The sequence below is a fragment of the Leucobacter sp. genome (assembly GCF_053528595.1).
In genome coordinates, this window is the sequence record NZ_JAIVPF010000025.1 from 86,667 (window position 1) to 99,239 (window position 12,573).

General features: G+C 73.1%; 9 protein-coding genes. 8 read left to right on the plus strand and 1 reads right to left on the minus strand.

Features of this window, described 5'->3' with window-relative positions:
* Positions 1-105: 105 nt before the first annotated feature.
* From ACWKZU_RS04870 to ACWKZU_RS04885, 4 genes are all read left to right on the plus strand, one after another.
* Positions 106-309 carry a cold-shock protein gene (locus tag ACWKZU_RS04870; protein ID WP_119074526.1) on the plus strand — a complete coding sequence of 68 codons (204 nt, stop codon included), beginning with the start codon at positions 106-108 and terminating at the stop codon, positions 307-309.
* Positions 310-747: 438 nt separating this feature from the next.
* A complete protein-coding gene (locus ACWKZU_RS04875; protein WP_449281422.1) occupies positions 748-2,793 on the plus strand; it encodes an oxidoreductase in 2,046 nt (681 codons plus the stop codon).
* A 301-nt stretch (positions 2,794-3,094) separates the two neighbouring features.
* Positions 3,095-4,486 carry a M20/M25/M40 family metallo-hydrolase gene (locus ACWKZU_RS04880; RefSeq protein WP_449281273.1) on the plus strand — a complete coding sequence of 464 codons (1,392 nt, stop codon included), beginning with the start codon at positions 3,095-3,097 and terminating at the stop codon, positions 4,484-4,486.
* A gap of 257 nt (positions 4,487-4,743) precedes the next feature.
* The gene (locus ACWKZU_RS04885) at positions 4,744-6,186 is read left to right on the plus strand and encodes an MFS transporter (RefSeq protein WP_449281274.1); all 1,443 of its coding nucleotides are present in this window, start codon (positions 4,744-4,746) and stop codon (positions 6,184-6,186) included.
* Between the two features lie 273 nt (positions 6,187-6,459).
* On the opposite strand, the gene ACWKZU_RS04890 is transcribed toward ACWKZU_RS04885, so the two are convergent.
* Positions 6,460-7,023: a TetR/AcrR family transcriptional regulator gene (locus tag ACWKZU_RS04890; RefSeq protein ID WP_449281275.1), complete on the minus strand. Its 564-nt coding sequence runs from the start codon at positions 7,021-7,023 to the stop codon at positions 6,460-6,462.
* 213 nt (positions 7,024-7,236) lie between these two features.
* Here ACWKZU_RS04890 and ACWKZU_RS04895 point away from each other — a divergent pair, with 213 nt between their 5' ends.
* The 4 genes from ACWKZU_RS04895 (at position 7,237) to ACWKZU_RS04910 (ending at position 12,496) form a co-directional block, all read left to right on the plus strand.
* A complete protein-coding gene (locus ACWKZU_RS04895; protein WP_449281276.1) occupies positions 7,237-8,901 on the plus strand; it encodes an ABC transporter substrate-binding protein in 1,665 nt (554 codons plus the stop codon).
* Between the two features lie 109 nt (positions 8,902-9,010).
* Positions 9,011-10,021 carry an ABC transporter permease gene (locus ACWKZU_RS04900; RefSeq protein WP_449281423.1) on the plus strand — a complete coding sequence of 337 codons (1,011 nt, stop codon included), beginning with the start codon at positions 9,011-9,013 and terminating at the stop codon, positions 10,019-10,021.
* Complete coding sequence (locus ACWKZU_RS04905) at positions 10,018-10,839, plus strand: ABC transporter permease (RefSeq protein WP_449281277.1); 822 nt, start codon at positions 10,018-10,020, stop codon at positions 10,837-10,839. The genes ACWKZU_RS04900 and ACWKZU_RS04905 overlap by 4 nt, the downstream gene beginning before the upstream one ends.
* A gap of 91 nt (positions 10,840-10,930) precedes the next feature.
* The gene (locus ACWKZU_RS04910) at positions 10,931-12,496 is read left to right on the plus strand and encodes an ABC transporter ATP-binding protein (protein ID WP_449281278.1); all 1,566 of its coding nucleotides are present in this window, start codon (positions 10,931-10,933) and stop codon (positions 12,494-12,496) included.
* Positions 12,497-12,573 lie beyond the last annotated feature (77 nt).

The window sequence follows — 12,573 nt, forward strand, 5'->3', positions numbered from 1 at the left end:
GCCACGATCCCCCGGGATCACGGCACGCTACCAGTCTCCACGTCGGCGCCGTCGCCGTGGTACCCCGGCCGCATCCCGCGGCCAGCAACACGAAGGAAACACAGCATGACCACCGGCACCGTGAAATGGTTCAACTCCGAAAAGGGCTTCGGCTTCATCACCCCTGACGACGGAGCATCCGACGTCTTCGCCCACTTCAGCGCGATCCAGGGCAATGGCCGTCGCGATCTCTTCGAGAACCAGCGCGTCGAGTTCGACGTCGAGCAGGGCCCCAAGGGCCTGCAGGCGAGCAACATCCGCGCGCTCTAAGTCGCACGCGACAGGCGGGGGTGCGGGGCTTCGGCCCCGCACCCCCGTTTTTTGCGCCCGGCGCTCCGCGTTCGATGCGGGTTGCGGGCGGAAACGCGGGGCGCACGGGGCGAGCCACCGCCCGGACGGGCTCGGGCATACCGATCCGCCCCGCGGCCCATTCACCACGCGCGCCAGTAGTTGCCGCCATTCCTCCGGTTTGGCGACAACTACTGACGCGCGAATATCGGGCGGGCGGGCCCGGGTCCGGGCAGGCCCGGGTCCGGGCGGGCGGCTTCGGGTAGGCGGCTTCGGGGATCGGGCACTCGTCTTTGTACGTTCACCACATCCGGCTCGACATTCCTTGAGAGGTCCCACTACATTCGGGGCATCCGCGAACGGTCGCGGCCGAGAGCGATGCCGGCTCCGGCGGCGGCCCCGAACGACCGAACGGTGAGCATGTCAGCGCAGACCTACCCGCATCTCCTCGAGCCCCTCGACCTCGGGTTCACCACGCTCCCCAACCGCGTGATCATGGGGTCCATGCACCTCGGTCTCGAAGAGGTGCCCGGCGGATTCGAGCGTCTCGCGGCGTTCTACCGCGAGCGCGCCGATGCGGCGCTCATCGTCACGGGCGGCATCGCGCCCAGCGCCGAGGGCCGCCTGAAGCCCGGCGCGGCGAAGCTCACGAGCGATACCGAGGCGGCCCCGCACCGCATCGTCACCGACGCCGTGCACGCCGCGGGCGGACGCATCGCGCTCCAGATCCTGCACGCGGGCCGCTACGGCGCCCACCCCGACATCGTCGCTCCCAGCCCGATCCAGGCACCCATCTCCCCCCTCGCTCCGCGCGAGCTCGCCGACGAAGAGATCGAGCGCACGATCGACGACTACGTGCGCACCGCCGTACTCGCGCAGGACGCGGGCTACGACGGGGTCGAGATCATGGGTTCCGAGGGCTATCTCATCAACGAGTTCACGGCGCGGCACACGAACCACCGCGACGACCGCTGGGGCGGATCCTTCGAGAATCGCGTCCGGTTCCCGGTGGAGATCGTGCGCCGCGTGCGCGCCGCCGTGGGCGAGCGCTTCATCATCGTCTACCGCCTCTCCATGCTCGATCTCGTTCCCGACGGAGCGACGCTCGACGAGGTGATCGCGCTGGCCCGGCTCATCGAAGAGGCGGGCGCCACCCTGCTCAACACGGGCATCGGCTGGCACGAGGCGCGGATCCCCACGATCGCGAGCTCCGTGCCGCGCGGCGCCTTCGCGTGGGTCACGAAGCGGGTCATGGGGGCGGTGTCGATCCCGCTCATCACGACGAACCGCATCAACACCCCGGACACGGCCGAGCGGCTGCTCGCCGACGGCTGCGCCGACCTCGTGTCCCTCGCCCGCCCCTTCCTCGCCGACCCCGAGTTCGTCGGCAAATCGGCTCGGGGCGAGGCCGCCCGCATCAACACGTGCATCGGCTGCAATCAGGCCTGCCTCGACCACACCTTCTCGGGCCGACTCACCTCCTGTCTCGTCAACCCGCGCGCCGGTCACGAGACCGAGCTGATCATCGCACCGGCCGTCGCGCGCAAGCGCATCGCGGTGGTCGGATCCGGGCCGGCCGGACTCGCCTGCGCCACCACTGCGGCCTCCCGCGGGCACGAGGTGACCCTCTTCGAGGCCTCGGACCGGGTGGGCGGCCAGATCAACGTCGCCATGCGGGTGCCCGGCAAGAGCGAGTTCGGCGAGACACTGCGCTACTTCAGCGGCCGCCTCGCGGAGACCGGCGTCGAGCTGCGCCTGGGGCACAGGATCGGCGCCGACGAGCTCGCCACGGCCGGCTTCGACGAGATCGTGCTCGCGACGGGCGTGCACCCGCGCCGCCCCGAGATCCCGGGTCTCGACCACCCGAAGGTCGTGGGGTATCTCGACGTGCTGCGCGACGGCGCCCCGGTGGGCGACCGCGTCGCGATCCTCGGCGCGGGCGGCATCGGCTTCGACGTGGCCGAGTTCCTCACGAGCGGCGGATCCGCGAATGGCGGCGACGGGGTCGACGAGGATCCCGCCGACATCGCGGGATTCCTGGCGCACTGGGGCGTCGATCCCGCCTACACCCGCGCGGGCGGGCTCGCCGAGCCCGTGGAGGAGCGCCCGCGGCGCATCGTCACGCTGCTGCAGCGCAAGGCGAGCAAGGTGGGCGCCGGCCTCGGCAGGACGACGGGCTGGATCCACCGCACCGAACTCGCGCGCCGCGGCGTGCGCATGGTGCCGGGAGCCGACTACCGGCGGATCGACGATACGGGTCTGCACCTCTCCCTCGGGGGCGAGGAGCAGACCCTCGAGGTGGACACGATCGTGCTGTGCACCGGGCAGGATCCGGCACGCGAGCTGCACGACGAGCTGGCGGAGCGCGGGATCGCGGCGCACCTCATCGGCGGGGCCGATATCGCGGCCGAGCTCGACGCGAAGCGCGCCATCGACCAGGGCACGAGGCTCGCCGCCCGGTTGTAGGCGCGCGGCCCCGGTGGATCGCGGCTGCGGATCCTGATCGGCCGCACGCTCGCGGGAACGCGTAGCCGCAGATCCGGCGTGCGGCCCCTGCGGTCCTCGTGCGCACGATCCGCCCCGCGGTCCGACCCCGGTCATCCTGCGCGCAGGCCGCCCCGCGGTCCGACCCCGGTCAACCTCGCGCGATCCGCCCCGCGGCCGGAGTCGCAGGATCCACCCGCACGACCCGCTCGATGCGGAGGAGCAGGCGGGCCCGCGCGAACGGCCGCTGGGAAACGGGCGGAGCAGACGTTACGGTGGGGACATGAGCGACACCGCAGCACCGCGCACCGGAGCCGCCGAGCGGCTCGCGCGCATGATCCGGCTGCCCACGGTCTCCGCGGAGATCGAGGAGCGCGGGCACGAGCCGTTCGAGCGCTTCGTCGAGCTGCTCGAAGAGCTGTACCCGCTGGTGCACGAGCGACTGGAGCGGGAGCGGATCACCGACCTCGGGCTGCTCTTCCACTGGCGGGGCGAGGATCCGGATCCGGACCCGGCGGTGCTCATGGCGCACTTCGACGTGGTGCCCGTCGACGAGAGCGACGCCTGGACCCACCCGCCGTTCGCGGGTGTCATCGCGCCGGGAGGCGACGGCACCGCGGGCGGCGCGAGCAGGAACCCGGGCGCCGATGCACACGACTTCGTCTACGGCCGCGGGGCCCTCGACGACAAGGGCCCGCTGCTCGTGATCCTCGAGGCCGTGGAGGGGCTGCTCGCGGAGGGCTTCACGCCCGCCCGAGACGTCTACCTCTCCTTCGGCGGCAACGAGGAGACCTTCGGCGACGCCGCTCGGAGCATCGCCGAGCGCTTCCGGGAGCGGGGGATCATCCCCTGGCTCGTTCTCGACGAGGGCGGCGCCGTGGTCGACGCCCCGCTCCCCCTCGTCCGCGGGCGAGCCGCGATGGTGGGCGTGGGCGAGAAGGGCATCGCCACGCTGCGGCTCAGCGCCCGCGGCGAGGGCGGGCACGCCTCGGCACCACCGTCGCTCACCGCGGTGGGCAGGATCTCGCGCGCGGTCGGGCGCCTCACCCCGGGCAGCTTCCCGGCCCGCACCCCCGCGGGGGTCACGCGCATGCTGCAGCTCTTCGCCGAACGCGGGCGCGGACCCGCACGCCTGCTCTACCGGCTGCTCGCGGCATCCCCCTGGCTCACGGCGCGGGTCTTCAGCCGGCTGGGCTCCGAGCCGGCCGCGCTCGTGCGCACCACGGTGGCGCCGACCATGCTGTCCGGCGGCACCGCGGCGAACGTGCTCCCCTCCCAGGCCGACGCGACCGTCAACCTGCGGATCGCCCTCGGGGAGACCGTCGCGAGCGCCGCGCGCCGCGTGCGGCGACGCATCGCCGACCGCCGGGTCGCGGTCGAGGTGGTCGACGGGGACGATCCCTCGCCCGAATCGGCCACCGACAACACCCAGTTCGCGCTCATCGCAGAGGCGGTCGCACACTCGCATCCCGACGCGCAGACCGTGCCGTACGTGATGCTGGCCGCCACCGATGCGCGCCACTTCCACGCCTTCGCACCGGCCTGCTACCGCTTCGCGCCGCTCGCGATGTCCTCCGAGCTGCGCACGACCATCCACGGCGTCGATGAACGGGTCGCGGTCTCGGAGCTGGCGCGGGGCGAGCGGTTCCACCGCGCGCTGATCCGCGGCCTCTGATCCGGGCCTCCCGGTCCCCGGCGCGAGATCCGCCCTCCCGCAGGGCCCGGCCCCGAGATCCTGCCCCCCATCGTTCTCGGGTCCTCCATTCGGCTCGTGGATCGCCGTTCGAGCGGAGACTTCTCGCGAGAACACCCGAGCGGGCTGCGATCCCCCCTGAACTGCGATCGAAGGGCGCGGCGCGCATCCCGCGTACCTGTAGGCTCGGCTCCAGGGTCGCCCGCACCGCCGCGGGCGCGAAGTGAATGGGGTCGCGCATGGCACGCCGGTCGCTCGGGGCGCTCACGGGTGTGGTCGCCTTCCTCGCGTTCGTGGAGTTCACCAGCGGCTTCATCCAGGGCTACTACACGCCGATGCTCTCGGACATCGCGCGCCACCTCGGGGTCAACGACGCCGACGTGAACTGGCTGGAGGGTTCGCAGCTCATGCTGTCGGCGCTCGTCGTGCCCGCCCTCGCCAAGCTCGGCGACATGGTGGGGCACCGGCGCATCCTGCTCTGGTCGACGGCCATCACCGCGCTCGCCACGCTCGCCCTGCCCTTCCTCCACACCTTCCCGCTGTTCCTCGCGGCGTGGACCCTGCAGGGCGTGTACGTCGTGTGGCTGCCGCTCGAGATCGCGCTGATCTGGTCGCGCACCGCCGACCAGGAGAACCGCGCCGCGGTGACCGCGAAGGCGGCGGGACTGCTCGTCGCCGCGCTCGAGATCGGCGCGATCAGCGGCGCGCTCACCGGCGGGCAGCTCATCGACACCCTGCCGCTCATGCCGGTGCTGCTGGTGCCCGGGCTGCTCGTCGCCGCCTGCTACGCGGTCATCGCGATCGGGGTGACCGAGTCCCCGGTGCAGCTGGGCGGCAGACTCGACTTCGTCGGGCTCATGCTCATCTCCTTCGCCATCATCGCCTTCACCGGCGGCCTGAGCCTGCTGCGGCTAAACGGCGCCGCCGATCCACTCGCCTGGGGTGTGGTGCTGCTCGGCCTGCTGCTCGTGGTGCCGTTCGCGCTCTGGGAGCTGCGGCACCCCGATCCGCTCATCGACGTGCGCCTCTTCCGCTCCCCGGCACTCGCGCCGGTCTTCCTCACCGCCGGGCTCTTCGGCATGAGCGTGCTCGGCGCCCAGGCGCCGCTCTCGACCTTCATGCGCACCGATCCCGAGGTCTACGGCTACGGGATCGGCACCCGCGGCTTCGTCACCTCGCTCGCCATCGGCATCTACCTCATCGCGATGGTGGTCGGCGCGCTCGCGTTCCCCTCCTGCGCCCGGCTCATCACCCCGCGCCTCACGCTCGCAGGGGCTGCCGTGCTCATCGGCGTCGGGTACCTGATGTTCCTGCCCTTCCACCACAGCTACTCGCAGGTCCTCACCAACATGATCGTCGTGGGACTCGGATCCGGCGCCCTCGTGGCCGCCCTCCCTGCTGCGGCGGCAGCCGCCGCGCCGGCCGACCGCACGGGCGTCGCGACGGGGCTCACGAACTCGACCAAGACCCTCGGCGGGGCCGTGGCGTCCGCGATATTCGGGATCGTGCTGATGCACGGCACCACCGGGGCGGCGGACGGCGGCACGGCGGGCAGCTTCGAGGGTTACGTCACGGTCTGGGTGGTGTGCGGCGGATCCGCACTCGTCGCGGCGGCGACCCTGCTCTTCGTGGTGCCCAAGCACGCGTTCCAGGACCGCGCGGCGGCCTCGGTCGCACGCTGAGCGCTGCCCTGGCTCCCCACCCACCACGGGCTACCCGCCACGCGCTACTCGCTCGCGCCGCGCCCGTGCCCGTGCCCGCAGATCGGCGCTCCGCCGCCGAAACGCGCTTACTGTTCGCAGATCGCCCATTCGAGTGGTCTGAATGGGCGATTTGCGAACAGTAAACGAGGGTGTGCAGCGGCTCCATGACGGGATACTCGAACGGGGGCGCGAGGGCGCGCGGGCTCGGGGGCACGGGGCACGGGAACACCGAGCGAGCGATCCGGCCGCGCGTCAGCCGAGCAGTTCGCGGGCGATCCCGATCGCCTCGGCGAGCAGGTCATCGAGGCGATGGCGTCCGGCCCCGAGATCGGCCCAGCGCCACACGGCGGAGACGAGCGCTGCGGCGTAGCCCGCCGCGAGGATCTCGGCGCGGACCCGATCCGCGCCGCCGCGCACCAGCCGCTCCGCGACCGCGTCGGCGATGCGGGCCTGCCGGGCGGCGCGACCGGTGGCGAGCTCCTCCTCCACGCCCATCGTGCGGGCGTCGACGATCGCGAGCGCCAGCGTGTCGGGCGTCTCGCCCTCGGCGAAGCTCGCGAGGGCGTCGACCAGCTCGACGCCCGAGTCGGCGAGCGCCCCGAGCAGCGCCTCGACCCGGCGGTCGAGCACGTACCAGAGGATCTCCGACTTCCCAGCGAAGTAGTTGAAGAAGCTCGACCGGCTCACGCCCGCACGGCGTGTGATCTCGGTCACCGAGGCGGACTCGTAGCCCTGCTCCAGGAACAGCTCGCAGGCCGCGTCGGCGAGCACCTCGCGCGAGGAGGCGTGCGGTCGGCCGCGGGAGGGGGTGGACATGCCCCCACCCTATCGCCGCTCCCCCGCACCGGACGCCGGCCCGCACACACCGACCCGCACTGGGCACCGGGCAGCCTCAGGCGCCGGCCCGCACCGGGCGCCGGCCCGCACCGGGCGCGGGGCCGACCCCCGGATGCCGCGCTCGGCACTCCCCATACGGTAAACTCTCGTTGTTTGACTCGATCTATTAAATGGCAGGAGCTCAGCGCACCCATGATCCAGCATTCCTCCCCTCTCAGGGCCGCCCGCGGCCTCGGTCTTCTGGCGCTCGCGGCCGTCGGCGCGCTCGTGCTCAGCTCGTGCGCCGGGCCGGACGCGAACGGGGGCGATGCGGGATCGGGCGCCGTCCAGGAGGGCGGCACCCTCGTCTACGCGACGGGCGACGCCGAGCCCACCTGCCTCGACCCGCACGTCGGCGGCAACTACCCCCAGGCGCTCATCTCGACGCAGTACCTCGAACCGCTGGTGGGCCGCGATGCGAGCGGCGCGATCACCCCCTGGCTGGCGAGCGACTGGACCCCGAGCGACGACGGGCTCACCTGGGACTTCACCCTGCAGGAGGGCGTGACCTTCACCGACGGCACGCCGCTCGACGCCGAGGCCGTCAAGGTCAACATCGAGCATCTGCAGGATCCCGAGACCCAGTCGTCCACCGGCTACCTCGCGGTGCAGAAGATCGCCGAGATCGAGACCGTCGACGAGACGCACGTGCGCTTCCACCTCTCGGAGCCCGATTCCGCGCTGCTCGAGTCGCTGAGCCAGCAGTGGACCGCGATCCAGTCGCCCGCCGGCATCGCGCGCGGCATGGAGGAGAACTGCCAGGCGCCCATCGGCACCGGCCCCTTCGTCATCGAGAGCTGGACCCCGCAGCAGCAGATCGACCTGGTGCGCAACGACGACTACCGCACCCCCGGCCCGGAGGCCGACCACGACGGACCCGCCCACCTCGAGCGCATCGAGTGGCGCTTCATCCCCGACGCCGCCACCCGTCACGCGGCTCTCGTCTCGGGCGAGGTGCACGTGATCGACAACCCGCTGCCCAGCGACATCGTCGCCGCCGAGGGCGCAGACATCGAGCACATCGACGCGCCCCGACCCGGCGCCTCCAACCGCATCGAGCTGAACTCGGGCCAGGCCCCCTTCGACGACGTCCGCGTGCGTGAGGCCTTCATCCGCGTCGCCGACCCGAACCCGGGCATCGACGCGCTCTTCCAGGGCACCGCGCTGCGTTCGTACTCGGCGCTCTCGAGCGTCGAGCCCACCGCGGTGAGCGACGAGTCGCTGTTCGCGACCGACCCCGACGCCGCGAACGAGCTGCTCGACGAGGCCGGCTGGACCGAGAAGAACGCCGACGGCGTGCGCGTCAAGGACGGTGAGACCCTCACCGTGCGCTTCCCCGTCAGCACCAACCAGTCCACCGCCGCGGAGCAGTCGCTGTTCGAGCAGATCCAGGCCAACGCGGCGGCGGTCGGCTTCGAGGTCGTGCTGACCCCCGTCGATCTGAGCAGCTGGTACGGCGCCCTCGCGGCCCACGAGTACGAGGCCGTGAGCGCGCCCTACACGAAGGTCGGCCCGGCCGTGCTGCGCACGGTCTACCACTCCGACAGCATCGTGCCCGCCCCCTCCGGATACTTCGCCAACAACGCCCAGCTGTCCGATCCCGAGCTCGACCGCATCCTCGACGAGGCGGCCGCCACGCTCGATGAGCAGCAGCGCACGGAGCTCTACGCCGACGCGCAGCAGCGCATCCTCGAGAGCTTCACGGTGCTCCCGCTCTACGACCAGCAGAACCACTTCCTGGTGCAGGGCGCGACCGGTGTCACCACCCTCGGCACGGTGGCCACGCCGACCTTCGTCAACGCGCAGCTGACGGAGTAAACTCCCTCCGATGGTCGAGCGAGCGGCGGAGCGAGGGGACGGGGCTCCCTCGGAGGGGGTTTCGGCCCGCTCCGCGCGCTCGACCCGCGGCCGGAGCAGAGGCGTGCGGATCGCGCGCGCCGTCGCGGGGAGGATCGGCGCGGCGCTGCTCGTGGTGTGGATCACCGCGACCGTCGTGTTCTTCGCGCTGCGCATCTCGGGCGACCCGCTCGAGGCGGTCATGGGCGGCCCCGGCTCGCAGGCCGGCCCGGAGGCCGTGGCCCGCGCGGAGGAGGCCTACGGCCTCGACCAGCCGCTGGTGGTGCAGTATCTCGCGCAGCTCTGGCGCACGGCGACGCTGCAGTTCGGCGACTCCTACGCCCGCAAGCAGCCCGTCACCGATCTGCTCGCCGCGAACCTGCCGCCGACCCTGCTCATCGCGACGCTCGCCCTGCTCATCGCGTGGGCGCTCGCCGTGTTCGGCGCCCTCATCGGGGCCGTGAGCCGCGGCCGCCTCGGACGGGTGGTGCGCGCGGTGCTGTCCGGGGTCGAGACCGTCGCCTCGGTCACCCCGCAGTTCTTCGTCGGGGCCGTGCTGATCCTGGTGTTCGCGAGCGGGCTCGGGATCCTGCCCGCCACGAGCACCGGCGCGAAGCCGGCCGGGCTGGTGCTGCCCGTGATCACGCTCGCCGTGCCCATCGCCGGATACCTCGCGCACGTGCTGCACGGTTCGCTGGCCGAGGCGGACGCGGCGCCGTTCGCCACGACCGCCCGCGCCCGCGGCGCCTCGGAGACGCGGGTGCTGCTGCGCCACACCCTGCGGCACGCCGCGCTGCCCGGCATCGCGCTCTCGGGGTGGGCGTACGGTTCGCTGCTCAGCGGGGCCGTGGTGGTGGAGGCGCTGTTCGCGCGGCAGGGCCTCGGCCGCATGCTGCTCGAGGCCGCCACGGTGCGCGACGTGCCGGTGGTGATCGGCGCGGTCGTGGTGATCGCACTGCTGTACGTGGTCATCATGCTGATCTCCGACCTGCTGGAGCACGTCGTCGATCCCCGGCTGCGGCGCGGGATCGCGCCCTGGGAGGCATCATCGGATCCGCTGCAGGCGGCCCGGAACGCGGCGACCGAGGTGGTGGGCTCGTGAGGGTCGCCGCGCGCGCCTGGAGGTCGCTCGGATGGGCGGGAACCGCGAGCAGCGCCGTGCTGATCCTCGCCCTGCTCGCGGTGTGCGCACCGCAGCTGCTCGCCCCCGGCGACCCGCTGGCCGTGCACCCGGCCGACGCCTTCACTCCCCCGTCGGCCGCGCACCCCTTCGGCACCGACGAGTCGGGGCGCGACCTCTACACGCGCGTGGTGCACGGCGCGGCCGCATCGGTCGGCATCGGCCTCGCGGCGACCGGCATCGGCATCGGCATCGGAGCGGCCCTCGGTTTCGCCGCGGGTCTGGGTCCGCGACTGCTCGACGCCTCCCTGGGCCGCGTCTTCGAGGTGCTGTTCGCGCTCCCCACGCTCGTGATGGCACTGCTCTTCATCTCCGTCATGGGCTCGGGCCCGACCGCGTCGATCATCGCCATCGGCCTCGCGACGATCCCCGGCTACGCGCGCATGCTGCGCGCCCGCGTGCGCGGCATCGCATCGAGCGGATACGTCGAGTGGGCCCGGCTCGACGGGGCCGGACCGGTGCGGGTCTTCTCGCGGCACATCGCGCCGAACTCGCTGTGGCCGCTGGTCTCGGCCGCCACGCTCGGGATCGGCCAGGCCATCGTCTGGGTCTCCGCCCTCGGCTTTCTGGGGCTCGGCGCCCTGCCGCCCTCCCCGGAGTGGGGCGCGATGCTGAATGCGGGGCGCGTGTACCTGACGACGGCGTGGTGGATGACGGTGTGCCCCGGCCTCGCGATCGTCGTCACGGCCGCGGCGCTGACCGTGATCGGGCGGCGGATCGGAGGGGTGTCCCATGAGTGATCGGTTCCCTGGGCCGGGCGACCGGGTTCCGGGGCGGGATCGGAGGGCGGAACGCCGCTCTCTCGAGCGCGCCGAAGAATCCGCTTCGCCCGTGCTGGAGGTCGCGGGGTTGACGGTTTCGCTCGCGAGCGCGAGGCCGGGGCGGGGGGAGGGAGACGCCGGCGCGGTACTGGAGGGGGTGTCGCTGCGCGTCGAGGCCGGCGAGTGCCTCGCGATCGTCGGGGAGTCGGGCGCCGGGAAGTCGGTGCTCGCCCGCACGCTGCTCGGGCTCACGCAGGCGGATCACGGCTGGCGCGTGCGCGCCGATCGCTTCGAGGTGGCGGATCGCGATGCGCGCCGGCTGTCCCAGCGCCAGTGGCGCGGGCTCCGGGGGCGCACGGTGTCGCTCGTGCTGCAGGACGCGCTGCAGTCGCTCGACCCGCTGCGCACCATCGAGGCCGAGGTCGGCGAGGCGCTCGCGATCCGGGGCGTGCGCGGCCACCGGCGCCGGGAGGCCGTCATCGCGGCGCTGGCGGCGGCCGGCCTCCCCGACGCGGCCCGTCGCCTGCGGCAGCGCTCCACCGAGCTCTCCGGCGGGATGCGGCAGCGCGCGCTCATCGCCTCGGCGCTCGTGGACGCGCCGCGGCTGCTCGTCGCCGACGAGCCGACCACCGCACTCGACCCGACGACCGCCGCCCGGGTGCTGCGGCTCTTCGACGAGGTCAAGCATCAGGGCACCGGGCTCGTGCTCATCAGTCACGACCTGGCGAGCGTCGCGCGGATCGCGGACCGCATCGCGGTGCTGGACCGCGGCCGGATCGTCGAGTCCGGCACTGCCGAGGAGGTGCTGGAGCGACCACGGCACCCGGCCGCGCGCGTGCTCGTGGACGCGATCCCGCGCGGCGCGAAGCCCGCCGCTCCGCGCGGATCGGCCGACGGACCCGAGCTCCTCTCGCTGCGGGGCGCAGCGCGCAGGTTCCCCTCGCCGGAGGGCGGCACGACCGGGGTGCAGGGGGTCGATCTCGTGCTGCGCCGGGGCGAGGCGGTCGGCGTCGTCGGCGAGTCCGGGGCGGGGAAGAGCACGCTGGCCCGGCTGCTCGTGGGCGCCGAGCAGCCCGACGCGGGCACCGTCGAACTCGCCGATCCGGGTCGCCGCATCCGGCTGATCCCCCAGGATCCGCTCGCCACCTTCGACCCGCGCTGGCGGGTGGAGCGCATCATCGGCGCCTCGATCAAGGGCGCCGCCGGGGCAGCGTCGACCCCCGCGGCGGCGGCTCTCACGCCGGCGGCACTGCTCGAGCAGGTGGGCCTCGGACCCGAGCTGCTGCGCAGGCACCCGGCCACGCTCTCGGGCGGCCAGCGGCAGCGGGTGGCGATCGCGCGCGCCCTGGCCGCAGAGCCCGACGTGCTGGTGTGCGACGAGCCGGTCTCGGCGCTCGACGTCTCCACCCAGGCCGGCATTCTCGCGCTGCTGCGCGAGCTGCAATACCGGCGCGGGGTCGCGATCGTCTTCGTGTCGCACGACCTCGCCGCCGTGCGCACGGTCTGCGACCGGGTGCTGATCATGCGGGACGGCAGGATCGTCGAGGAGGGGGGCACGGAGGAGGTCCTCACGGCGCCGCGGGATCCCTTCACCCGCGAGCTCGTCGCGAGCTCCGGCGCACTCGCCCTCGGATGATACGCGCCGCCCGTGAAGGTGTCCACCCTCTGCAGGGGCGCGCCGCGGCGGGGATACGGTCGAGGTGTCAGCGGGGC

Bases quoted from the DNA above. Each gene is read 5' to 3' on its own strand.
- ACWKZU_RS04880 (WP_449281273.1), top strand. From the start codon at position 3,095: ATGAGCGACACCGCAGCACCGCGCACCGGAGCCGCCGAGCGGCTCGCG.
- ACWKZU_RS04885 (WP_449281274.1), top strand. From the start codon at position 4,744: ATGGCACGCCGGTCGCTCGGGGCGCTCACGGGTGTGGTCGCCTTCCTC.
- ACWKZU_RS04875 (WP_449281422.1), top strand. From the start codon at position 748: ATGTCAGCGCAGACCTACCCGCATCTCCTCGAGCCCCTCGACCTCGGG.
- ACWKZU_RS04895 (WP_449281276.1), top strand. From the start codon at position 7,237: ATGATCCAGCATTCCTCCCCTCTCAGGGCCGCCCGCGGCCTCGGTCTT.
- ACWKZU_RS04870 (WP_119074526.1), top strand. From the start codon at position 106: ATGACCACCGGCACCGTGAAATGGTTCAACTCCGAAAAGGGCTTCGGC.
- ACWKZU_RS04890 (WP_449281275.1), bottom strand. From the start codon at position 7,023: ATGTCCACCCCCTCCCGCGGCCGACCGCACGCCTCCTCGCGCGAGGTG.